This window comes from Meishania litoralis (assembly GCF_042611095.1).
GTDB lineage: Bacteria > Bacteroidota > Bacteroidia > Flavobacteriales > Flavobacteriaceae > Meishania > Meishania litoralis.
This window is the reverse complement of the sequence record NZ_JBHFPV010000001.1, coordinates 1,325,052-1,349,328: the sequence shown is the minus strand read 5'-3', so window position 1 is coordinate 1,349,328 and position 24,277 is coordinate 1,325,052. Positions and strand designations below refer to the sequence as shown.

Annotated in this window: 24 protein-coding genes and 1 pseudogene; 22 read left to right on the top strand and 3 right to left on the bottom strand. The window is 41.5% G+C overall.

Annotated elements, in window-relative coordinates:
* Window positions 1-38 precede the first annotated feature (38 nt).
* From ACEZ3G_RS06065 to ACEZ3G_RS05970, 20 genes and pseudogenes are all read left to right on the top strand, one after another.
* Window positions 39-1,508 carry a DUF5687 family protein gene (locus ACEZ3G_RS06065; protein ID WP_432424552.1) on the top strand — a complete coding sequence of 490 codons (1,470 nt, stop codon included), beginning with the start codon at window positions 39-41 and terminating at the stop codon, window positions 1,506-1,508.
* 170 nt (window positions 1,509-1,678) lie between these two features.
* Entirely contained in the window at window positions 1,679-2,404 is a 726-nt protein-coding gene (locus ACEZ3G_RS06060; RefSeq protein ID WP_432424551.1) for an ABC transporter ATP-binding protein, read from the top strand.
* Window positions 2,405-2,704: 300 nt separating this feature from the next.
* On the top strand, window positions 2,705-5,257 hold the full coding sequence (gene porW / locus ACEZ3G_RS06055; RefSeq protein WP_432424550.1) for a type IX secretion system periplasmic lipoprotein PorW/SprE: 2,553 nt from the start codon (window positions 2,705-2,707) through the stop codon (window positions 5,255-5,257).
* A 3-nt stretch (window positions 5,258-5,260) separates the two neighbouring features.
* Window positions 5,261-5,752 carry a bactofilin family protein gene (locus ACEZ3G_RS06050; protein ID WP_432424549.1) on the top strand — a complete coding sequence of 164 codons (492 nt, stop codon included), beginning with the start codon at window positions 5,261-5,263 and terminating at the stop codon, window positions 5,750-5,752.
* Window positions 5,730-5,960 carry an AtpZ/AtpI family protein gene (locus tag ACEZ3G_RS06045; RefSeq protein WP_432424548.1) on the top strand — a complete coding sequence of 77 codons (231 nt, stop codon included), beginning with the start codon at window positions 5,730-5,732 and terminating at the stop codon, window positions 5,958-5,960. The genes ACEZ3G_RS06050 and ACEZ3G_RS06045 overlap by 23 nt, the downstream gene beginning before the upstream one ends.
* A complete protein-coding gene (locus ACEZ3G_RS06040) occupies window positions 5,960-6,358 on the top strand; it encodes a DUF6168 family protein (RefSeq protein WP_432424547.1) in 399 nt (132 codons plus the stop codon). Before ACEZ3G_RS06045 ends, ACEZ3G_RS06040 begins: the two co-directional genes overlap by 1 nt.
* 90 nt (window positions 6,359-6,448) lie before the next feature.
* A complete protein-coding gene (gene atpB / locus ACEZ3G_RS06035; protein WP_432424546.1) occupies window positions 6,449-7,540 on the top strand; it encodes a F0F1 ATP synthase subunit A in 1,092 nt (363 codons plus the stop codon).
* A gap of 70 nt (window positions 7,541-7,610) precedes the next feature.
* Window positions 7,611-7,802: an ATP synthase F0 subunit C gene (gene atpE / locus ACEZ3G_RS06030; protein ID WP_013305801.1), complete on the top strand. Its 192-nt coding sequence runs from the start codon at window positions 7,611-7,613 to the stop codon at window positions 7,800-7,802.
* A 66-nt stretch (window positions 7,803-7,868) separates the two neighbouring features.
* Window positions 7,869-8,369: a F0F1 ATP synthase subunit B gene (locus ACEZ3G_RS06025; protein ID WP_432424545.1), complete on the top strand. Its 501-nt coding sequence runs from the start codon at window positions 7,869-7,871 to the stop codon at window positions 8,367-8,369.
* A gap of 47 nt (window positions 8,370-8,416) precedes the next feature.
* The gene (gene atpH, locus ACEZ3G_RS06020; RefSeq protein ID WP_432424544.1) at window positions 8,417-8,956 is read left to right on the top strand and encodes an ATP synthase F1 subunit delta; all 540 of its coding nucleotides are present in this window, start codon (window positions 8,417-8,419) and stop codon (window positions 8,954-8,956) included.
* Window positions 8,957-8,972: 16 nt separating this feature from the next.
* Window positions 8,973-10,553: a F0F1 ATP synthase subunit alpha gene (atpA, locus tag ACEZ3G_RS06015; RefSeq protein WP_432424543.1), complete on the top strand. Its 1,581-nt coding sequence runs from the start codon at window positions 8,973-8,975 to the stop codon at window positions 10,551-10,553.
* A gap of 19 nt (window positions 10,554-10,572) precedes the next feature.
* Window positions 10,573-10,911: pseudogene (locus ACEZ3G_RS06010) on the top strand (four helix bundle protein).
* Between the two features lie 30 nt (window positions 10,912-10,941).
* Complete coding sequence (gene atpG, locus ACEZ3G_RS06005; RefSeq protein WP_432424542.1) at window positions 10,942-11,802, top strand: ATP synthase F1 subunit gamma; 861 nt, start codon at window positions 10,942-10,944, stop codon at window positions 11,800-11,802.
* Between the two features lie 122 nt (window positions 11,803-11,924).
* The gene (locus tag ACEZ3G_RS06000; RefSeq protein ID WP_432424541.1) at window positions 11,925-13,385 is read left to right on the top strand and encodes a lipopolysaccharide biosynthesis protein; all 1,461 of its coding nucleotides are present in this window, start codon (window positions 11,925-11,927) and stop codon (window positions 13,383-13,385) included.
* Between the two features lie 86 nt (window positions 13,386-13,471).
* Window positions 13,472-13,906 (top strand): dUTP diphosphatase, encoded by a 435-nt coding sequence (dut, locus tag ACEZ3G_RS05995; RefSeq protein ID WP_432424540.1) that lies wholly within the window; start codon window positions 13,472-13,474, stop codon window positions 13,904-13,906.
* 38 nt (window positions 13,907-13,944) lie between these two features.
* Window positions 13,945-14,850 (top strand): tetratricopeptide repeat protein, encoded by a 906-nt coding sequence (locus ACEZ3G_RS05990; RefSeq protein ID WP_432424539.1) that lies wholly within the window; start codon window positions 13,945-13,947, stop codon window positions 14,848-14,850.
* Window positions 14,851-14,852: 2 nt separating this feature from the next.
* Window positions 14,853-15,650, top strand: coding sequence for a DUF4292 domain-containing protein (locus tag ACEZ3G_RS05985; protein WP_432424538.1), 798 nt, complete (start codon window positions 14,853-14,855; stop codon window positions 15,648-15,650).
* Entirely contained in the window at window positions 15,640-16,872 is a 1,233-nt protein-coding gene (locus tag ACEZ3G_RS05980; protein ID WP_432424537.1) for a murein hydrolase activator EnvC family protein, read from the top strand. The genes ACEZ3G_RS05985 and ACEZ3G_RS05980 overlap by 11 nt, the downstream gene beginning before the upstream one ends.
* 134 nt (window positions 16,873-17,006) lie before the next feature.
* Window positions 17,007-17,591, top strand: coding sequence for a hypothetical protein (locus ACEZ3G_RS05975; RefSeq protein WP_432424536.1), 585 nt, complete (start codon window positions 17,007-17,009; stop codon window positions 17,589-17,591).
* A gap of 142 nt (window positions 17,592-17,733) precedes the next feature.
* Window positions 17,734-18,570, top strand: coding sequence for an aldo/keto reductase (locus tag ACEZ3G_RS05970; RefSeq protein ID WP_432424535.1), 837 nt, complete (start codon window positions 17,734-17,736; stop codon window positions 18,568-18,570).
* 87 nt (window positions 18,571-18,657) lie between these two features.
* Here ACEZ3G_RS05970 and ACEZ3G_RS05965 read toward each other — a convergent pair whose 3' ends face one another.
* Entirely contained in the window at window positions 18,658-19,521 is an 864-nt protein-coding gene (locus ACEZ3G_RS05965; RefSeq protein WP_432424534.1) for a winged helix-turn-helix domain-containing protein, read from the bottom strand.
* Between the two features lie 122 nt (window positions 19,522-19,643).
* Between ACEZ3G_RS05965 and ACEZ3G_RS05960 the strand changes: the two genes are divergently transcribed.
* The gene (locus ACEZ3G_RS05960; RefSeq protein ID WP_432424533.1) at window positions 19,644-21,374 is read left to right on the top strand and encodes a S41 family peptidase; all 1,731 of its coding nucleotides are present in this window, start codon (window positions 19,644-19,646) and stop codon (window positions 21,372-21,374) included.
* Window positions 21,375-21,443: 69 nt separating this feature from the next.
* On the opposite strand, the gene ACEZ3G_RS05955 is transcribed toward ACEZ3G_RS05960, so the two are convergent.
* Together ACEZ3G_RS05955 and ACEZ3G_RS05950 are read right to left on the bottom strand one after the other, a co-directional pair.
* Window positions 21,444-21,959 carry an acyl-CoA thioesterase gene (locus ACEZ3G_RS05955; RefSeq protein ID WP_432424532.1) on the bottom strand — a complete coding sequence of 172 codons (516 nt, stop codon included), beginning with the start codon at window positions 21,957-21,959 and terminating at the stop codon, window positions 21,444-21,446.
* Window positions 21,960-22,015: 56 nt separating this feature from the next.
* Window positions 22,016-22,972 (bottom strand): HU domain-containing protein, encoded by a 957-nt coding sequence (locus ACEZ3G_RS05950; protein WP_432424531.1) that lies wholly within the window; start codon window positions 22,970-22,972, stop codon window positions 22,016-22,018.
* Between the two features lie 89 nt (window positions 22,973-23,061).
* On the opposite strand from ACEZ3G_RS05950, the gene dprA reads away from it, so the two are divergent.
* Entirely contained in the window at window positions 23,062-24,180 is a 1,119-nt protein-coding gene (gene dprA, locus ACEZ3G_RS05945) for a DNA-processing protein DprA (protein WP_432424530.1), read from the top strand.
* The last annotated feature ends 97 nt before the right edge of the window (window positions 24,181-24,277 follow it).

The window sequence follows — 24,277 nt, the reverse complement described above, 5'->3', positions numbered from 1 at the left end:
TCGAACGCCACTAATTTGTTAAATAACGACCACCGCCCATGTTCAAACACTTTGTCTCGCTTCAATGGAAATCGTTCTTTAGATCTTCCTCTTTCGGCAAAGGCATGGCCGTACGGATCTTAATGCTGCTTTTTGCGATATATATGCTGGTATCGCTCATCGCATTGGGTGCGGGCCTGTTCTTTGCATTGCAAAAAATCTTTCCCGATGTAGACCCAATGCTAAAAGTGAGCGAGCTTTTGATCTATTGGGTCTTGATAGAATTGTTCTTTAGGTATTTCATGCAAAAACTTCCCGTGATGGATGTCAAACCATTGTTGATGCTTCCCATCAAAAAGAAGAACATAACCCATTACATTTTGGGTAGATCGGGGCTATCCTTCTATAACGCATTGGCACTGTTCGTTTTTGTACCCTTTGTCATCGTATTGCTGGCAAAGGGTTATCCGCCATTAAACGTGCTTGTTTGGCTCTTTTCGATGGGTTGCATCGTACTTTTTGTCAATTATCTGAATTTCATAATCAATAAAAGCGACAAGGTTTTGATCGGGTTGGTCATTTTGATGGCCGGCCTTTATGCTTTGGAGCATTTTGGCATCTTTTCGGTTTCGGGGTTTATGGGAGGGCTTTTTTACAGACTTTATCTAAACCCTTTGTTTGCTGTCGTTCCTTTGTGTCTTGCAGTGGGGTGTTACTATATCAACTATAATTTTTTGCGTGACCGCATTTTTTTGGATGCCTCCTTGCAAAAAAAGTCCAAAGTGGCAGAAACCTCCGATTTGGCATGGACCAAACGTTTCGGTAGTATTGCCCCGTACCTGCAATTGGACCTCAAGCTGATCTGGCGTAACAAACGAACAAAAATGCAGGTATTCATGTCATTGGCCATGATTTTTTATGGACTGATTTTTTATGCGATGGATGATTTCGGGCCTCGGTCGCCTATGATGGTGTTCGTGGGTATATTTATGACCGGCATATTCTTAATGAACTTCGGCCAGTTCATCCCGGCGTGGGACAGTGAGTATTACAGTATGATGATGGCCCAGAATATTCCGCTTCGCGATTATCTCGAATCAAAGGCAGGGCTCATTACGGTCAGTGTCGTTGTTATGTTCTTACTTTCCATACCTTACGTTTATTTTGGATGGCAGGCCTTATGGATCAATTTGAGCTGTGCGGTCTATAATTTAGGCGTCAACATCCCCGTAATCTTGTTTTTCGGTTCCATGAACAAAAAACGGATCGACCTGACCAAAAGTGCTATCGGTAATATGCAGGGTACGGGGGCAGCCCAGTTTTTAGTGGGGATTCCCCTTTTCGGTGCACCTATGATTATCTACGGTTTGTTCGTCGTTTTCATTTCCTTCGAGGCCGCAATGATTGCCTTGACGGTCACGGGGATAATCGGTTTCGCCTTTAGAAAACAGTTGTTGGATAGAATCACGGAGGTATATCGCAAGAAAAAATATGGCATGATCGCCGGATTTAAAGAAAAGAATAGTTGAGTGAGTTTATAAGTGTAGGGGTTTATAGGTTTATAAAAAGCAATTTTAGCCAAAAGTTTGTGGTATGACCATACTGATTCTGATAAACTAACAAGCCCATAACCCTTTTGTTGAACCTGAATTTGAAAGGATTCCCAGCTTCATGGGAATGAAAATAAAATACTATTGTTATGATAAAGACACAAAACTTGACCAAGAAATATGGAAGGCAGCTAGTTCTGAACATAGGGAATTTGGAAATACCAAAGGGACAGAGTTTCGGTCTTGTAGGAAACAATGGTGCAGGAAAGACCACTTATTTCAGTCTTCTGCTCGATTTGATACAACCGACTACGGGCCATATTACCAGCAACGACATTCAAATCGACAAAAGTGAGGCCTGGAAACCTTTTACATCATCTTTCATTGATGAGACTTTTCTTATCGGATATTTGACGCCCGAAGAGTATTTCTATTTCATCGGCGAACTTCGCGGGCGCAACAAGGCCGACGTAGATACGTTGCTTTCTGATTTTAATGATTTTTTCCACGGTGAGATTCTCGGACAGCGCAAGTACCTACGTGATCTATCTAAGGGAAATCAAAAAAAAGCAGGGATTGTGGCCGCTTTTATCGGAAACCCCGAAGTGGTCATTTTGGACGAGCCCTTCGCAAACTTGGACCCATCGACACAAATTCGCCTGAAAGGCATAATTAAAGATTTGGCGGCAAAACAAGAGGTGACCGTTCTGGTATCGAGCCATGACCTGATCCATGTTACTGAGGTCTGTGAACGGATCGTGGTCTTGAACAAGGGTGAAATGGTACGTGACATAAAGACTTCTGAAGAAACCCTGAAAGAACTTGAAACTTTCTTTGGCGGTGGGATTTTATCCCCAGAAGCAAAAACATCCTAAAAATACCTGTATGAACCTTTAACCCGACCCTATAGTCGGTTTTGAGTTTTCCATAAACAAGATTAAAAAACAAACTTTCGATTTCAAGTCAAAAATCATCCTTGAAATACCAATGACCAAGGCAGTTTATAGATAAAAGGTGCACCGAACAAACCGATCGGTCGCTAAAATTGGTGCTCGAACTCCTTTTATTTTCTTTTTCCGATCGTAACGTTTGCACTTGTGCTTGCACTTTTATCGACCAATCGTATAATAATCCCGTTCTTTTGCAGTTAAAGTTACGTACGTATACACGCAAAATTGAAGGTTTATTTCAAAGTTATTTTTAGCGCATTATTGGGGGGCATCCTGTTCAACGCATGTTCTACCAAGAAAGACGCCATGCTCAATCGAAATTGGCATGCACTCAATACAAAGTACAATGTGCTATATAATGGCAATATTGCATTTGAGGAAGGCCGTGAGGCGCTAAACACAAATTATAAGGACGATTATTGGGAAACCCTTCCTATCGAGCGCCTTGAAGTGACCGAAGACCTGAAGTTGGATTCGGAAGACAACAACCCCAATTTTATAATTGCCGAAGAAAAAGCGACCAAGGCCATACAAAAACATAGTATGGACATCAAGGACGAAGAACGCAATCCGCAGACCGACGAAGCTTTTTTGCTTTTGGGCAAGGCACGATACTTTGATCAACGTTACATTCCCGCACTTGAGGCTTTCAACTACATTATCAAAAAATACACCTATAGCGACAAGCTGAACGAGGCGCACATTTGGCGCGAAAAAGTCAATATTCGATTGGAGAACGAAGATCTGGCCATTAAGAACCTAAAGCGTCTGATGAAATATGAGAAGCTCAGCGACCAAGAGTATGCCGATGCACGTGCGATGATGGCACAGGCATATATCAATCAGAAGGTTATTGACACGGCCGTTCAACAATTGAAAATTGCCTCGTACTACACAAAAAAGAATGCTGAGAAGGGAAGGTATTACTATATCATCGGACAACTTTTCAATCAGATGGGCCATAAGGACAGTGCAAATTATGCCTTTGACAAGGTGATCGACCTGAATAGAAAATCGCCTCGGGTATATATGATCAATGCCGAAATCCAGAAACTGCGAAACACACAGATAACCGACGAAAACCAAGAAGAGCTTTTGGAATATTTGACCGAATTGGAAGAAAGTCGTGAGAACCGACCATTTTTAGACAAAATTTATCGACAAGTGGCCGAGTATCACCTAGATCGTGGGTCCGACAGCTTGGCCCTGACCTATTTCAACAAATCATTGCGTGCCACGCAGAACGAGCCGAAGCTAAACGCATTGAACTATGAGAACCTTGCCGAATACAATTTTGATAAAAATGAATACAAAACGGCCGGAGCGTATTATGATAGTGTTTTGACCAATCTGTCGGAAAACACCAAGAAATTTAGGGCTACGAAAAAGAAATTGGACAACCTTGAAGATGTCATCAAATATGAGGACATCGTTCAACACACCGATAGTGTGATAACGCTTTATGAAAAGTCGCCCGAAGAGCGTGTAGCCTATTTTGAGGCACATATCGCGAAAATCAAAAAAGCGGACGAGGAAGCCGCCAAAAAAGCCGAAGAAAAGATTACCGCAGGTTTTGCCGCATTTGCCGAGACAAAGGGTGGGAAAGAGAACAAGGGAAAGTTCTATTTCTACAACTTACAGAGTTTGGGCTATGGCAAGAACGATTTTACGAACAGATGGGGCAATCGCGAATTGGAAGACAATTGGAGATGGAGCAACAAGAATACTGTTTCTCCCATTAACGGTGAGGCGAACATAGCAAAGGTCGATAGCCTTGATAGGGCACCTTCGCAGGAAGAAAGGTATTCGTTGGATTTTTATATGGACAGGGTTCCGACGGAAGCATCATTTGTAGATAGTCTTCGTACGGAGCGCAATTTTGCCAATTATCAGCTCGGATTGATCTATAAGGAAAAATTCAACGAGAATCTTTTGGCCGCCGGTAAGTTGGAGACCGTACTGAAATCGAATCCCGAGGAACGATTGATATTGCCCTCAAAATACAACCTGTACAAGATTTATGAAGAAGAAGGCAGCCCGCTAATGGCCGAAATGAAAGACAATATCGTCAAAAACCATGGTGATTCTCGATATGCTGAAATATTATTGAATCCGCAGGCCGTGTTGGCCGATAATGATGATAGTCCCGATACCAGGTATGGCGAACTTTTCGTACTATACCGAAACCAGGAATTTTTAAGGGTAATTACAGGAGCTGAAGAGAATATCAACAAATATACGGGAGACCCGATAGTGCCCAAGTTCGAAATGTTGAAGGCAAATGCCATTGGAAGGTTGAACGGTTTCGAACCTTTTAAAGAGGCCCTGAACTATGTGGCATTGACCTATCCGAACAATCCCGAAGGTAAAAAGGCCGAACAGATGGTCGCAGAGCAATTGCCCAAGTTGGAACCCAAGGAATTCTCGCCAGAAGAAGGCTCATCGGGCACCGGTAATTGGAAGGTCGTCTTTCCTTTTAGGCGAAGTAATGATGAAGTAGCCCTAAAATTGATGGAAAAGCTGGTAAAATCAATAAAAGATTTAAAATATAAGAACACGGTCTCAAAAGATATTTATAACTTGGAAACCCAATTTATCGTCGTGCATGGCTTCAAGTCGAAAGATTTTGCCCTAGGCTATGCCGAACTGATCAAAAATAACAAAGACTATAGGATCAAAGATGAGAATTTTGTTATCTTATCTTCGAATTATAAAATAATACAAGTGCATAAAAATCTAGAAGATTATAAGAACACCCTTTCAACCCCAAAACCTTAACGAATGTTTTCAGACAGACAAAAACCTAGAACTATGAACGAAATAGGCGGACAACCCAACAGAATCGAAAAGAACACGAAAATCAAGGGAGATATCATCTCGGAAGCTGATTTTCGAATTGACGGAAAATTGGACGGTAACGTCAAGACTTCGGGCAAAGTGGTCATTGGCAAAGATGGCTATATCCATGGAAAAGTAGAATGTGTAAATGCCGATATCGAAGGAAGCTTCAATGGCGAGCTATTGGTATCCGATTTGCTTTCCCTTAAGTCATCGGCCGTAATAGAAGGTACGGTCTCGGTATCAAAATTGGCGGTCGAGCCCGGAGCTACCTTTAATGCCTCGTGCAACATGAAAGGCAAGGGCGGTTTATTGGGCAACGCGAACAAACCGAGTCCAAGCGCTTCAGGTACTGGCGCGCCAGGCGGGTTTAAATCGTCCTTGGCCGGTAACTCAAATTCCGGTTCTGGTGGTGGAGCAGCAAAAGCCTCGTAAAAGAAAAAACAATTTTAAAAACTTTGCCGTTCTCTCAGGTATTGCCTTTGAAATGGGCGCGATTATTTTCATTGCGGCTAAGGGCGGCCTTTGGCTTGACGAGCACTATCAAACCGATAAAAAAATCTATACGGCCATTACCACGATTTTGGGGGTGGCAATTTCAATTTGGGTAGTTTTGCGCCAACTCAAACGTATAAAACCATAATGCCCAATATCAGGCCATTACTTTCCTTTTTAACAATTCTTGGCGCGATGTTGTCTTTGGCCTTTTTCGCCCATACGTCATTTCTCGAAAATTTGGGCCATTTGAGATTTGGCGATTTGATCGTGACCTCTTATTGGTTGAACGGGGCTTTGGCCGCTGCGATATACGCCATTCTTTTTCTATTCAGAAATATCCTGAAAAACTATATTGGCTATCTTTTTATAGGAGGTAGTTTTATCAAATTCATTCTCTTTTTCATTCTCTTTTATCCAATTTATCAAGCTGATGGAAAGATGGACAAATTTGAGTTTGCGGCCTTCTTTGTACCTTACGTTATCTCCCTCGTGATCGAAACAATATTTACCGGTAAAATGCTCAATAATCTGGATAAAAAATAGCCATAAAATAAAGAGTGGTTTTGCTTTTTTCTTTTTAGAAGAATGCCGTACATTTGCACCGATTTTTAGAGACCCTGATTTTAACGAGGTATGCGAATTACACCTTTTACAAAAGCATTTTTTATTGGATTTCTATCTATTAGCGGAATATTCTTTGCTCAGGAGGTCGAACATAATATCGATGCGGCCCATGATAGTAGTAAAGATGCGAAAAAGAAAGAAATCAAGGCAGATATAGATCACCATATACAAGACTCCTATTCATTTACTTTTTTTTCTGACTCCGAGACGGGCAAACACTATGGTTTCTCACTCCCCGTAATCCTTTGGGATGATGGTTTGCATATCTTTTCGTCTTCGAAATTCCACCATGGCGAAACTGTTGCCGAGAGTAATGGCAACTATTATAAAATATACCATAATAAGGTTTATAAGACCGATGCCAAGGGTACGATAAGTTACGATGAAGAACATCACCCAACAAATGCCAAACCTCTCGATTTTTCCATTACAAAGAATGTCGTTATGATGTTCGTGACCGGTTTATTGATGTTCTTGCTCTTCGCCGGCTTGGCCAAATCGTTCAAAAAAGGGCCTATTGCTACCGGTGCAGGCAGATTCTTCGAACCAATAGTACTATACATCAGGGATGATATTGCAAAACCGAATATTGGCCCGAAGTACAAAAAATTCATGCCCTATCTATTGACCGTGTTCTTTTTTATATGGTTTTTGAACCTTTTTGGCCTTACGCCATTGGGTGTGAACGTAACAGGAAATATTGCCGTTACCTTCGCTTTGGCTTTGATAACATTTGTCATAACGCAATTTTCGGGCAACAAGAACTATTGGAAGCATATTTTTTGGATGCCTGGCGTACCGGTACCGATGAAATTTATTTTGGCTCCGATTGAATTGCTTGGCGTTTTCATTAAACCCTTTGCTTTAATGATTCGATTATATGCCAATATTATGGCAGGCCACGTAGTACTGATGAGTATTATTGCTTTGGTCTTTTTGGTACAAAATTGGATAGGAAGCGGATTGTCGTTGGTTTTGGCATTCTTTCTATCGATTATTGAATTGCTGGTTGCCGCATTGCAGGCTTATATATTCACGTTGTTGTCGGCCCTTTATTTTGGTTTTGCCGTAGAAGAGCATGACCACGAAGAGGCACATTGATGATTGTTGTAACCGTGGTCGCAGTCGGTAGATTTTACAATGGAATGTTTAATTTTTAATTATATATACTATGGAAGTTCCAACTATTGTAGGAGCAGGTTTAATCGTTATCGGTGTTGGTATCGGTATTGGTAGAATCGGTGGTTCAGCGATGGACGCTATTGCCCGTCAGCCTGAGGCTACCGGAAAAATTCAAACAGCAATGTTGATTGCGGCGGCGCTTATTGAAGGAATTGGGTTTGCGGCATTGTTCGTAGGCTAAGAGTATTGAACAACCGCTATAACGGTTGGTTATGGCGGTTGTTTTAATGATTAAATAAAACATATTATGGAGAAGTTGATCAATGATTTTTCATTCGGACTTTTTTTCTGGCAAATACTGCTGTTTGTTCTTTTGATGCTGCTTTTGCGCAAATATGCCTGGAAACCGATTCTACAAGCTGTTAACGAACGTGAAGAAGGCATCAAAAATGCACTTGCCGCTGCCGAGGAGGCGAAAAAAGAAATGCAGAACGTCACCGCCGACAGCGAGAAGTTGTTGAAAGAAGCAAGGGCGGAACGCGAGGAGATGTTGAAAGAAGCCAGAGAATTAAAGGAGAAGATCATAGCCGATTCAAAAGAACAAGCCAAGATCGAAGGCGATAAAATGATCAAGCAGGCCCAAGCGACCATTGAAAGTGAGAAGAAGGCAGCAGTTGCCGATATAAAGAATCAAGTTGCCAATCTTTCGGTAGAAATCGCCGAAAAAGTGATCAAGGAACAATTGGGCAACAAAGACAAGCAATTGAAGCTGGTCGAAGATATGCTGGGCGACATAAAGCTGAATTAAAAGTTTACTTTGTTTAACAGGGGAAAGAACAACTGAACAACGAAAAAATGAGCGAATCTAGAGCGGCATTACGATATGCCAAAGCGATTCTTGATCTTGCCGTGGAGAATAAGGCAACCGGGGCTTTGGAAAAAGATATGCGGTCGATTTCAAGTACCATTTTCGAAAATAAGGATCTTCGTGAAATGTTGGCAAGCCCTGTTATTCCCGGCAATGACAAAAAGAAGGCATTGAGCGCAATTTTCAAAGATGGTCATTCCATTTCAGAAGGTCTGATATCAATGCTGGTCGACAATAAACGTATCGGCATGTTAAACGAAGTCGCGCTGAAGTACATTATATTAAATGAACAATTAAAAGGGCAAGATGTTGCTGTGGTCACTACAGCGGTCCCCTTAACGGCCGAATTGGAAAAGAAGGTATTGCAACAAATAGGTAAACTCGCGGGCAACAAAGTTACCATAGAGAACAAAATCGATGAAAGCATCATCGGCGGATTCGTCTTAAGAATAGGTGATCTGCAATTTGATGCCAGCATCGCGAACAAGTTGAACAATCTAAAGCGAGAATTCGCAAGTAGTCTATAATCTAACGTCTTAACAAATGGCAGGAGTAAAAGCCGCCGAAGTATCGGCAATATTAAAGAAGCAATTATCAGGGTTCGATGCAACCGCAACTTTAGACGAAGTAGGAACAGTATTGCAGGTGGGTGATGGTATCGCAAGGGTCTACGGATTGGCGAATGCCCAATATGGCGAATTGGTCGAGTTCGAAGGAGGTCTAGAAGGTATCGTTCTGAACCTTGAAGAAGATAATGTGGGTGTGGTATTGTTGGGGCCATCAAAACAGATTGGGGAAGGTGCTACTGTAAAGCGAACCCAAAGAATCGCCTCTATCAATGTTGGAGAGGGTATCGTTGGCCGGGTTGTTGATACATTGGGCAATCCGATCGATGGTAAAGGTCCTATCGCTGGAGAGACATACGAAATGCCTTTGGAGCGTAAGGCGCCGGGGGTTATTTTCCGTGAGCCGGTTACAGAACCGTTACAATCGGGTATCAAGGCTATCGATGCTATGATTCCGGTAGGTCGTGGACAGCGCGAATTGGTTATCGGCGACCGTCAGACAGGTAAGACCACGGTTTGTATCGATACGATTTTGAACCAGAAAGAATTCTATGATGCCGGAGAGCCGGTATATTGTATTTATGTTGCTGTTGGCCAAAAAGCTTCTACGGTGGCTGCGATTGCCCAGACTTTGGAAGATAGGGGTGCCTTGGCCTACACGACGATTGTGGCCGCGAATGCATCCGACCCTGCACCTATGCAGGTATATGCCCCAATGGCGGGCGCATCGATTGGAGAGTATTTCAGGGATACGGGCCGTCCGGCTTTGATAATATATGACGATTTGTCAAAACAGGCCGTTGCTTATCGTGAGGTTTCCCTGCTTTTGAGAAGACCACCAGGGCGTGAGGCCTATCCAGGTGACGTTTTCTATTTGCACTCTCGTTTGTTGGAAAGAGCGGCGAAAGTCATCAATGATGACGACATTGCCAAAAACATGAACGATTTGCCGGAAGTATTGAAACCTATGGTAAAAGGAGGAGGTTCGTTGACCGCCTTGCCGATCATCGAGACTCAGGCAGGTGACGTTTCAGCATATATTCCTACCAACGTAATATCGATTACCGACGGGCAGATATTCCTTGAGCAAGACTTGTTCAACCAAGGTGTGCGTCCGGCAATCAATGTGGGTATTTCGGTATCACGTGTTGGTGGTAATGCCCAAATCAAGTCTATGAAAAAGGTTGCGGGCACATTGAAATTAGATCAAGCACAGTTCCGTGAACTTGAAGCATTCGCGAAGTTCGGTTCTGATTTGGATGCCGCTACATTGAACGTTATCGAAAAAGGACGACGTAATGTTGAAATTTTGAAACAAGCACAGAACGACCCGTTTACGGTCGAGGATCAGATTGCCATTATTTATGCGGGTTCGAAGAACCTATTGCGAGACGTTCCCGTGGAAAAGGTGAAGGAATTTGAAAGGGATTATATTGAATTTCTAAATGCTAAGCACAGGGATATTTTGGACACTCTAAAATCGGGTAAATTGACCGATGAGGTAACCGATACATTGACCGCTGTTGCAAAAGACCTTTCAGGGAAATATAGAAGTTAAGAGTTCAGAGTGTTGAGTTATGAGCGGATTGAATGATAGTCCGATTCGAAAGAAGAGCTTTCAATTTGCTTGTGAAATTGTTCTCTATTGTGATGAACTTAAAAGGAATAAGAACTATGAACTGGCTTCTCAATTATTAAGAAGCGGAACTAGTATTGGAGCCAATACTCGGGAAGCACAAAGAGGAGTAAGTAAAAAAGATTTTAGAAATTAGTTTGGAATTGCCTTAAAGGAAGCGGATGAAACCTTGTATTGGTTAGAAATTCTAGAAGCTACTGGAAGGGAAATCCCAAAAGATATGAAGGTAAAGTGTGAAGAGTTGATTAGAATATTGGCCTCAATATTAAAAAACTCCTAACTCTTAACTTTAAACTCCTAACTTGAAAAGATGGCGAACTTAAAGGAAATTCGAAATAGAATAGCGTCGGTATCTTCGACCATGCAGATTACCAGTGCCATGAAAATGGTATCGGCCGCCAAATTGAAGAAAGCACAAGATGCTATTACCGCCATGCGGCCCTATGCCGATAAGCTGACCGAACTGCTGCAAAGTTTGAGTGCCAGTTTGGATTCCGATTCGGGAAGTAAGTATTCCGACAATAGAGAGGTGAACAAAGTGTTAGTCGTTGCTATAACCTCCAATAGAGGACTCTGTGGCGCGTTCAATTCGAATATCATCAAGCAGGGCCTTATTTTGACCAAAGAAGTCTATGCGGGCAAACAGGTCGATTTTATGGCTATTGGCAAGAAAGCGAACGATTTTCTAAGCAAGAAGCATAACGTCATCGCTAACCATAGTGCAATCTATGACGACTTGACTTTCGAGAATGTTGCCGACATTGCAGAAGAATTGATGGAGCAATATACTTCGGGCGGTTATGATCGTATCGACATCGTATATAACAAATTCAAGAATGCAGCTACACAGATCGTGATGACCGAACAATTTTTGCCGATCGTTCCGAATGCAGGTGAAGAAAATAATAACGTCGATTACATTTTTGAACCTTCTAAGGTTGAAATCGTGGAACAGTTGATTCCTAAGTCCTTGAAAACCCAATTGTTCAAGGCGGTCAGAGATTCTTTTGCAAGTGAGCACGGAGCACGAATGACGGCCATGCACAAAGCTACCGACAATGCCACCGAATTGCGTGATCAGCTAAAACTCACATATAATAAAGCACGTCAGGCCGCTATTACGAACGAGATCCTTGAGATAGTAGGCGGCGCCGAAGCATTGAACAATTGACAAATTTTTACGACATACGAAAAAACCCGCGAACAGCGGGTTTTTTCATTTTGACCTATTGGCAAATCGGTCTTTGCCGCAAGGGTATAAATGTCTAATTTTAGACCCTAACCTCGACATTATTGAATCCGCTTAAAAAACTATTCAAACAAACGGCTATTTACGGGCTGGCGACGGTATTGCCGCGGATGATTTCCTTTTTTTTGGTTCGTGTGCATACCGAGGCGATGGCACCTGGGGTGTATGGCGAACTGGCGGTAATCTTCGCATGGTTCGCTATGTTCAATGTTGTGCTGGCTTATGGAATGGAGACGGCTTTTTTTAGATTCTATAGCAATTCGGATGATAAGGATAGGGTAGTATCAACTTCCTTGATTTCTATTTTGGTATCGACCTTTATATTCATGGGTCTTGCTTTGCTATTTCAAGATGGTATGGCCGACCTTCTGAGCATCGACCCAAAGTACATTAAATATGTGGTTTTCATATTGGCATTGGATGCTCTAGTTATCATTCCCTTCGCCTGGCTTAGGGCCAATGAGCGGCCCACCCGTTACGCCGCGATCAAGATACTGAACGTCATTATTAATTTTGGGCTCAACGTATTCTTTCTTTTCATACTTCCCAAAATGTCGGCAGGCAATCCCGATAGTTTTTTTGGGCGGCTATACGTGCCCGGATTTCAAATTTCATACATTCTAATCGCCAACCTGATTGCGAGCGCATTTACCCTCTTGTTGGTTTTTAGACCTTATGTAAGAAGCTCATATGGTTTTGATACCACCTTATGGAAGAAAATGATGAAGTACGCCCTGCCGGTTCTCGTTGCGGGAATCGCCTATAGCATCAATGAGGTTTTTGACAGGGTAATGTTGGAAGAAATGTTACCGGCATCCATTGCCAAAACTGAGGTCGGTATGTACAACGCCTGTGTCAAACTTGCTTTGTTCATGACGTTGTTCTCAACCGCCTTTCGCTTGGGTATCGAACCCTTTTTCTTCAATCATGCGGGGAGTGAGAATCCGCAAAGGGCCTATGCTCAGATTACCAATTATTTTGTGATTTTAGGAAGTATAATATTATTGGCCGTTGTCGTCTTTGCAGACGTTCTTAAAGAACTTTTCGTGCCCGATGAAGCATATTGGGATGCCATGAAAGTCGTTCCCATAGTCGTTTTGGCGAGCTTCTTTTTAGGCATTTACCATAACCTGTCCGTTTGGTACAAGGTAACTGATAGAACCCGGTATGGCGCATTTATATCGGTGATAGGAGCGTTAATAACAATCGGTATAAATTTCTTTTTTATCCCTTTGATAGGTTATATGGCCTCGGCATTAGCAACCTTGATGGCCTACGGCAGTATGATGGTGATTTCGTATTATCTGGGAAAATCACGATATCCGGTCCCATATAATTTTAGAAAGATTATTTTTTATCTATCGTTGTCCATTTTATTCTCTGCGCTGTCATTTTATGTTTTTGATAGGAATTTGATCATCGGGATTGTATTACTTTTATTGTTCTTTGGGTTGGTATATCGACTTGAGAACGAGATGCTGAAAAGGATATTTTTAAAAAGGTAGAAGATATAAAATGGGATGGCTGTCACGTACACGGGAAGTCTTTTCGTTTCAGGCATCCATTCAAACTTAAAACAATTTTTAAATAGATGAAAATCAAGATCGTCAACAAATCGGCCCATCAATTACCGAACTACGAGACCAATGCCTCTGCCGGAATGGACCTTAGGGCCAATATTTCCGAATCGGTTACGTTACAACCTTTAGAGCGAACTGTCATTAAAACAGGCTTGTTCATCGAGCTTCCGCTAGGTATGGAAGCCCAAGTGCGACCCCGAAGCGGACTTGCGGCAAAAAAAGGCATTACGGTGTTGAATGCCCCGGGAACGATCGATGCCGACTATCGCGGCGAGATCGGTGTGATTCTTGTCAACCTTTCGAATGAAGCTTTCACCATAGAAAACGGGGAGCGTATCGCACAATTGGTCATCGCCAGGCATGAGCGGGCCGAGTGGGTCGAAGGCGAAGAATTATCGGAAACTTATAGAGGCACCGGCGGTTTTGGAAGTACAGGGGTAAAATAAGGCTTTTGGTCAGGAAAAGGAAAATAGTATGGGTAGCAATGGGATTATTGATAATCCAGAATTATTCTTTTGCCCAAGAAGAAACTCCTGAGATAAACCTCGAACCCAGTGCCGAGGTCTTTTTAGAAGAATATACCGATGAATTTCAAGAAAAGTTTTTCGAGGCCCTCAAGCAAAAGGGCATCGGTAATCATGACAAAGCGGTAAACTTATTATTGGAATGTAAACGTTTGGACTCCGACAACAGTGTAGTGGCCTACGAACTGGCCAAGGCCTATTTTGAGGACAAACAATACCTTTCTGCCAAGACCTATGCCGTGGAAGCCATTATGGCCGAACCGGATAATTATTGGTATCTGAACACTTTGGTGGCCATTCTTCAAAAAGAGGGCAGTACAATTGAGGAGACCGCGTTCAAAATACCCATCGATAACGTCAAGCTAAGTGAAAATCTGGCCATGATTTATTTCAAGTCGAAAAATTATGAAGAAGCCCTTGCCGTGTTAAAGAGAATCAAGTCCTCATCCTTTCGCGAAGAACTTACCTTGAAGATCAACGATTCCATCCAAAATAAAGAACCGGCAGAGCAAGAGGCCGATTTTTCCATAACCGACGAAGAAGATGCCGATCCGAGCAAAACGTATAAGGGTCGTCTTGAAGAACTGATGAATGGGGCTGACGTTGCCGAGATGCTAAAGCTGTCCGCCGAAGCCCTGGAAAGCTATCCGTTACAACCGTATTTTTATTATGCCCAAGGGTATGCCTTGAACAAGAAAGAGCAATATCAGGAAGCTGTCGAAGTGTTGGAGATTTCACTTGATTATCTTTTGGACGACCCCGCATTGGAGAACAAAATCTATAAGGAATTGGCCGATGCCCATCAGGCATTGAACAATACATCAAAGGCAAATATGTATCTTCGCAAGATAAAACCCGGATTTTAGCTATGAACAAGATGTCCCGATACGCATTTCGGATTCTCTTTTTCAGTGTTTTCTCAATATTGGTTTCTTCCTGTAAATCAAGTAAGATTATTTCCGATGGCACTATAGATGCCAATATTTCCGCAAAGAATCTGATCAGGGCGCACTATCAAAACGAATTGGACTTTAAAACGTTAAGGGGCAAGGTCAAAATCGATTATTCCGATGGCGATGATACCCAATCGTTCAGCGTGAGCCTCAGAATGAAAAAAGACCATGCCATTTGGATGAGCGCTCCCTTGGGTATCGTAAAGGCTTATATAACACCTGAGCGTGTTTCTTTTTACAATAAATTGGAGAATACCTATTTCGATGGTGATTTTTCGTATCTGAGCCAATTATTGGGCACCGAACTCGATTTTAAAAAGGTGCAGAACCTACTCTTGGGCGAAGCCCTTTTCGATTTGAGAAAGGCAAAATACGAAGTGTCGACAGCAGGGGGAAATTATCTGCTGAAACCAAAACAAGCTATTGAGCTTTTCAACATCTTGTTCGAGATCGAACCCAAGAACTACAAAATGGCTTCACAACGATTGGCACAACCTTCGCAAAACCGTTTGTTGGACATCGATTATAAGAACTATCAGAAAATCAATAAATGGATTCTTCCGAACGAGTTATTGATTTTGGCGAGCGAGAATACGCATACCAATACCATTGCCTTGCAATATAGAAATATGCAGTTCGATGAGTCCGTGAGTTTTCCATATAAGATCCCAAAAGGGTATGATGAAATCGTTTTGACCAAAAATGACCTTTAAAGTAACATATCGTTGCTTTCTGATCGCGTTCTTTGGCTTTGCCATGTTTCAGTTTGCATCAGGGCAAACCAGCGAACAAAAAGCCCTTGAGGCCAAACGCGAAAAACTGCAATCGGAAATAAGGGACATCAACCGTTTGCTTTTTGCCGAAAAAAAGGAAAAAGGCAACGTGTTGGACCAAATGGAGGCATTGGATAAAAAAATCAATGTGCGACAAGAGTTGATACGGGTGACCAATCAACAATCGAACCTGTTGAGCAGGCAGATCAATGCGAACATCCGCAATATTTCGAAACTACGGGATGAGCTGGAAACCCTGAAAAAGGATTATGGAGAAATTATCCAAAAATCATATCAGAACAAGTCGAAACAGAGCAGGTTGATGTTTTTGTTGTCTTCTGAAAACTTCTATCAGGCCTTCAAAAGGCTTCAATATATGAAGCAATATACCGAGTTTCGCAAGAAACAGGGAGAACAGATCATTACGAAGACCGAAGACCTTGCACGTTTGAACAAAGACCTGAACGAAGAACGTAAGGTAAAAGAAGTTTTGATCGCCCAGAATAAGAAGGCAAGGGCCCAGCTCATGGAAGAGATAAAGAATCAAAAAGAGCTGTTGGCCACTATTCGCCAAAACGAGAGCAATTATGCCACCGCGATTGAAAAGAAAGAGCGTGAGGCGAAGCAAATAGACAAGCAACTCGATAAGTTGATCCGAGAGGCCATTGCGGCTGCGAATCGCGAGTCAAGCAGGCCGACTAGTGATACTTCGCGATTTTTTCTGACTCCTGAGGCTACCATTATCGCCAATAACTTTTCGGCAAATAAGGGAAGATTGATTTGGCCGGTCGAAAAAGGAATCAAGAGCCAAGGTTTTGGGGTATATCGCGATGCCGTTTATCCCGGCATCAAACACGAGAGCAACGGTGTAATCATTGCTACCGATGAAGGGGCAAAGGCAAGGGCCATATTCAAGGGCGAGGTTATTGCCATTATTTCCGTTCCAGGCGGTAATAAGGCCGTTCAGATCAAGCATGGTAATTTTATTAGCACCTATTACAACCTGTCGAACATTTATGTAAAGAAGGGCGATGTCGTAGAGGCCAAAACCGAATTGGGCGATATATATACCAATCGGTCCAATGGCCAGACACGGTTAAAATTCTATTTACATCAAGATACGGACAAATTGAATCCTGAAGAATGGGTATATCAACTATAAGCAAGTTGTATAGCATTATGCCACAAAACAATATATATAATATTTTTCTGCTAATTTTTGTGCTGGAATATAAATCAATTTTTGGGCAGTTCGAGTTCAAACCCAATTTGGAAAATCAACATTGCTTGGAACAAATGAAACAGGCAGAATTGGACTTAAAGGCCGATTTGGCAATCTTAAAACTTGAAAAGCCCATTCCGTTTTCGGACACTCAAAAAAAAGTAATTGAACGGGAATTTAGAATAAAAACGGAATATCCCATTCCATTCATAGAAAGTTGCTATAACCATCAATTGAAGGTACTTTTGAGCGAAAAACATAATATCGATTTTCTCAAATACACCTTGAAAATTGCGGACTCAATTGACAGAAGCGGAAATGGAAATAGCAATGAAAAATTGATTATTGAAGAAAACAGCATTCAAGAGTATATTCAAAATCACATTTCCAAAAAGCAAAAAAGGTTCTTGAGAAAAAAATACGGACGAGAAAATCTCTATTTGGCATTACAGATTGATATAACCGGAAGATCTTGGTTTTACTCACTGAGCAGGCCAGAATTGGATGTTTCAAAACCTATTGCCCAAAATGCAAGGAGTGGGGAACAATTCATGGAGCCAATTATTTATGAACTTGTAAACGGCAAAAAACTTTTTCGTCCTCGAGTTCGAAACGGAATTCCAGAAAAGACCATGCAAATGGTCAAATTGAACTTTTAATAATGTTCTACACCAATGCCTAAAATTCATTGTTGAAGGATTTCCCAATCGGAAAATCCATAACTTTGACAAAAGGCTCGTGTCCGGCGGAATAAATCCATCGGATTTATTCTGCGACAAAATCTTAGCCGAGACAGATAGTATGAGAACGATTTCAGATATAGAAGGCTCTTTCGATTTACATAACGGTGTAAAAATGCCCTATTTGGGTTTGGGCACCTATCAGTCCGACAATGATCAAGAAGTGGTCGATGCCATAAAATATGCATTACAGATAGGCTATCGCCATGTTGATACCGCTTCGGTATACGGCAACGAAGAAGGTGTCGGAAGGGGGTTGAAAGAAAGTGGCCTCCCTCGCGAAGATGTTTTCGTAGTCAGCAAGGTCTGGAACAGTGATCAAGGGTACGAGAGTACTTTAAGGGCATTTGAGGCAAGTATCGACCGTCTCGGCCTCGATTATTTAGATCTGTATCTTGTGCATTGGCCGGTTACCATCAAGTACAAGGATACCTGGCGCGCCATGGAAAAGCTTTATCGCGAAAAACGTATCCGGGCCATCGGGGTAAGCAATTTTATGAAGCATCATCTCGAAGATTTGCTTGAAACGGCAGAAATCGTGCCCATGGTCAATCAAATGGAATTCCATCCTTATGTCGTGCAACAAGACCTTCTTGATTTTTGTTTTGAAAAAGGAATACAGTACGAGGCTTGGTCTCCCTTCATGCAGGGAAAACTCTTTAAATTGGATATTTGTGATGATCTGGCCCGAAAATATGGCAAATCGCCGGCACAGATAATTTTAAGATGGAATCTTCAAAAAGGGGTCGTAACGATTCCCAAATCCGTTAAAACGGATAGGATCAAGGCCAATGCCGATATTTTTGATTTCGAATTGACCAATGCCGAGATTGCCTATTTGGATAGTTTCGACCGAAACGAACGGATTGGTCCGGATCCGGATAATTTTGATTTTTAGGGCTGTTATATTATACATGCCCCTAGGTTATAAGACTGATCAATAGGATTTTTGCTCCGGGCAGAAAGATTTTTGATAAATGAGTATCTATACGTCCAACTTATAACCAACACCGTGAATATTCGTTAACTTAATGGCTTCGTCTTCTTGAAGTCGCTTGCGTAATTTGGAAATATAAGTATCCAAACTCCTACCGACTACCACTCCATTGTCCTCCCAAACTTTTTTTACCAAATCTTCTCTCTTTACGACTAGGTTAAGGTTTGATGCCAATATGAACAGCAACTCGCCTTCCTTTTTTGATAACAATATTTCTTTTCTCCTTAAGGTTAACTTGTTTTGATTTGGAAAGAACACATAATTGCCCAATACAATTGGGTGACCGGCGTTTTCTTTACGATGCGTTTTTGATGATTTCAGATACTTGAAAAAATCCCAAAAAATGAATGCGATCATTAATGCCGTTATATATAACAGCATATTCATTTTGAACACTTTGTTTTCTTGATTTAGAAATTGAGTTTCAATTCTATAACAACCTTTAGGTAGGGTTCTGCTTCCACAGGGGACAATACTTTTTTCATTCTCATTTCTCATTTTATAGCTGTAAGCTATTGCGCCATCGGTACATTGGACCACTTCAACTATATAGTGTTTTGGAAGGTTTGCCCTATCAAAGCCTTTTTTAAAAAGGGCAACAAGACTATCTGGTTGTAAGGAAATATCTTTTTCAAAAGTTAGCGCATACTTGGAACCACCAAGTTGTTCAACGGGGAAGACCAAGGACAAAGAATCATTGTTGGCCAATAAAATAGTATGACCTACCTCCCGTATGGCTACTTTAATATTTTGCGGGGTGTACTCAACACTATTTTGAAAATCCCAAAAAAGCCATAAACAACTTAGAAGGACAAGTATTGCAATGGAAGAATATTTCTTTAGTGTATTCATGCTATCACAAATAACCAATATCTCAGTGACTTTTTACAATCATTCACACTCTTTTGACACCTTTTTGACACTTTCCATTGGGCATAGGTATAATTTTATGTCTTAAAATCCAAAACAGGTACATGAACACAGAGCACGTATTGAATCATAAGACGGTTATTTATGGTTTCCTAGTGATAAATCTATTTTTTAACTGTCACTCAAACAAAGGCGTAGAAACCAAAAAGGACGAAAACACAACCAAACTTTCCATTGCGCAAACCTTACAAGAGCAAGAAAACCTTCCCATTACAGAACAAATAGCATTGTATCATAAACTTAAAAAAGAAAATCCTTATGGTTACAATTTTGAAAACGAAGACGAAATGACCATGTATGGTTATAGACATCTTTGGAATAATCAACCAAACGATGCCTTAGAGATTTTTAAGTTAATTGTAGAAGAATTTCCCAACTCATCAAACCCTTATGACAGTCTGGGCGAAGCTTATCTAGCAATAGGTGATTCACTTATGTCGTTAAAGAATTATGAAATCTCCTTAAGGTTAAATCCCGAAAACTTCAATGCTGAGGACCAGATTGAACGCATAAAATATCCTCACAGAATTCCAATTACATCAAAAGAAAAGTTTGCAAAAACATATGACCGACAGGCATATATTGCAGACCTTCAACAACTTGGCGAAAAACTTTTAGGGGTACATCCCAATGCCTTGAAGTTTATTGGCGAAGCCGATTTCTGGAAAACAATAGAAGAAAAGAAAAGTCTTATAACCAACAATACCACTTTTGCGGAATTTGCTTGGCATTGTAGTGAAATCATAGCGAACATCAACTGTTCCCATACATCTATGGGAAGTTTCTCTCTTGAAAGTGATATGCTGCCTAAAGCATTAAGATTTCCCATTCAAACTAGGTTAATAAATGGCAGGCTTTATGTAATCGATGGTTATACCAATAGTGACAAGGTTTCTGTTAAAGATGAGATTATTGAAATAAACCATATTCCTGTTTCTCAACTTATTTCAGTTGTACACAAGCATATTCAGTCACAAGGCTATATAGAGACCACAATATATCAAGAGTTCAATATGTGGTCAACGGTGATTATACCTTATGCACTACGTTTTCCGGAACAGTATACAATCAAAGTAAAAGGGAAACCACGGCCTATTGAATTGAACAAGGCAAATAGTATGGAAGTTCCATATCAGGACAATTCCATACCGTATTGTGGCAAGGATCTTTGTCTTGAACTAAATGAGAACAAGAAAACCGCTGTGATGACCCTTTATTCCTTTAACTATTATCCATGGAACAACTTTGATGAGTTTAAGCAGTTTGTTGACGAGAGTTTTAAAAAAATCAAAGAGAAGCAAGTTGAAAACCTGATTATCGATTTGCGTTTTAATGGCGGGGGCTCTGCAGAATCCAGTATATATCTATTAAAATATCTTTCAAGAAAACCTTTTGCTTATTTAAATGGTTACGGGATGCAACAACCTTTTAAAGATGGATATAATGGGAACCTTTTCTTTTTGATGGATGGGCATGGAAAATCCACAACTGGGCATTTTATGGCCTTGGCAAAGGAATTGGGCCTAGGCACTATTGTGGGCGAAGAACTGGGTTCCAATCAATTTTGTACCGCAGGACAAACAGTTTTAAGGCTTTCTAGTACTAAATTGGTTTACTATGTTGCTAACACCACTTCTCGATTGGCAGATATTAACTTACCAGATGAAAAAGGGATCTTGCCTGATTATACCATTATTCAAAATATAGATGATTATTTAAATAAGGTGGATACGGTTAAGGAATTTGCTTTTAAGCTTATTTCCGACCAGGACTAGACAACTACTAATTTCAATAACGTTTTAAATCCACGCTCCCGGACGAAATGATTCATTGGGAGTACCTTTCTAGCCATTAGAAAACAACGCTTTTAACTCCGTAGCGTCGTTAGGTTTCATTTTACCGGCCAATACAAGACTTAGCTGTTTGCGTCGGAGCGCTCCCGCGAAACGCTCTTTTTCAAGAGCAGTCTCAGGTTCCAATTCCGGTACTTCGGTCGGTTTTCCTGTTTCATCGACCGCCACGAAAGTATAAATGGCCTCATTGGCCTTGGTGCGCTTGCCGTTATAGCGATCCTCCATCCAAACATCGATATAGACCTCCATCGAAGTCTTAAAAGCCCTTGAAACAGCGGCCTCGACGGTTACGACACTTCCCAATGGAACCGCTTGGTTAAAAGCGACGTGGTTTACAGAGGCGGTTACCGTAATACGTCTGCTATGACGCCGGGCAGCAATACTGGCGGCACGATCCATTCGGGCCAAAAGCTCGCCACCGAAAAGATTGTTCAACGGGTTGGTCTCGCTGGGGAGCACCATATCGGTCATCACGGTTCTTGAATCCTTGGGATTTTTCGCTTCCATATCTTAAATTTTGGACAAAGATACGCGCTTACATCAAGGGGAAAATCGGAATACTATTATTTTTTGGAAAGCAGCCAGGCATCGTGTGATTCCGTACGTTTTATTTGGTGCAATGCCTTCAAAGCCTCTTTTGCATCCGCATAGCGGCTATAAGTCACCATATGAAGTCCATGGTCGTTGGTGCCCAAATACTCGGCCTCATAACCCCGGCGCTTCAACAAACGTATTTTTCTATCCGCATTTTTTTTGAACCGAAAAGCCCCTGCTACAATGTGGTGTACGGCCTCACTTTTCTTTTTGGTGATTACGTCCAAGGTTACCGTGGGCAACTCGATAGGGGCTGCATCGAAAAAGGTGGCTTCTTGAATATGATCCGAAATCTTCTGCTGGGCTTCTTCCCGTGCCAATTGATCGGCTTTGGCGGTCTCATTATAAAACCTCAAACCGGTCAACCCGGTTGAAAGAGCCAGTAAAAAGATTGCGGCATATTTCATATAGGGCCTGATGTTGAACGAAGATTTTTCACGTCGTTCGGGCGTGATGATGAAAGGAATGCGCTCTTCGATTTGTTCGACTTCTTCCTTCAGAACCTCACGGGTTACCTCGGGCGTTACAAAGGGCACTAAACCGAACGATGAGGTCAGATAGTTCACTTTGTCAAAGGGCTGGAAAATAATTTTGCCATCCTTGTTTAAATGCAGTTCGCCAATTTTATCCAAAAACAAAAGTTCTCCTTTTGCCAAACGTTTTTTCCAGTGCTCGACCGACTTCTCAAGACGTTTTAACATTTCGTCATACGAAACCTGCCTTGCGTTGGCCATATAAGAAACCAATAATCCGTCATTGGAAGTCAGCTGGCCATTAAACGAAAGAATCTTGTTGGGGGGGTAAAAAGTATTGGTATATGAATCTAAAACCGCAGATTTTCGTTGTGTCAAAAATGCACCAAACCCTGGTACCATGACACAGCTGTGCCTATAAAGCAATTCTGATATATAGTGTTCTAGCACCATGCTCACAAATATTCAAAAAAATAGCTCGGTTCAAAACCTTCTGAACAACTTTTTATTAACATTAAAATTTATGTATTTTGTGAATAACTATGAGCGACTCACAACTTGCTGAAGCCGAATTGATTGCTCTTTTGAGATTGCAGAACGTTCGGAATATAGGTGACGTACTTACTAAAAAATTAATAGCCCATTGTGGAAGTGCAAAAGCCGTTTTTGAAGATAAACGTGAACATTTGCTCAAAATAGAAGGCATTGGGAGTTATACTCTAAAAGGCCTTTACGATACCGAACATGCTGAGGCCGCGGAGGGTGAATATAGATTTATTCAAGATAATCGACTGGCCTATAACTATTTCATGGACGAGGGCTACCCGAAGTTGTTGAAGCATTGTATCGATAGCCCGGTACTGCTTTTTAAAAGCGGGAATATTGAGTTTGAGGGGCGAAGGGTCATAAGCCTTGTCGGTACAAGGAACATAACCAGCTATGGAACCTATTTTTGCGAACGATTTATGGAAGAAATAGCTCCCATGGATCCTATTATTGTCAGTGGTTTTGCGTATGGGGTAGATATTTGTGCTCAAAGGGCGGCTATTGTCCAAGGGTTACAGACCATAGGCTGTTTGGCACATGGCCTCAACCAGATTTACCCTAAGGGCCATTCAAAATATCTTGCCGATGTAAAGAAAAATGGAGGTTTTTTGACAGAGTTTTGGAGTACCAGCAATCCCGACCGAGAAAATTTTTTAAAGCGAAACCGCATCATTGCGGGGATTAGCGAGGCAACCTTGGTCATAGAATCGGCCCAGAGAGGGGGCAGTTTGGTAACGGCCGATATTGCCAATAGCTATAATCGCGATGTTTTTGCCGTTCCCGGTAGGGCCGGAGATAAGTTTAGTGAAGGATGCAATAATCTGATCAAACAGCAAAAGGCCCAAATGATTACATCGGCCGCCGATCTTATCTATTTATTGGGTTGGGAAATAGAAAAGGTAGAAACAAAAAACATTCAAAAACAGCTCTTTGTCGAATTGGACAATACCGAACAATCGATATATACCTACTTGCAAAAAGAAGGGAAACAATTGTTGGACAGCATTGCCCATGAATGCCGAATTCCTGTTTTCAAGGTGTCATCTACCCTGTTGAACATGGAAATGAAAGGTGTCATACGTCCCTTGCCCGGCAAACTGTTCGAGGCGATCTAGGCCGATACAAACTCAACGGTATGTTCGTTTTATAAGAAGCGGGTAATATTAACAAATTAGGCCGTTCATCGACAAAGTATCTCATTAAATCTTGATT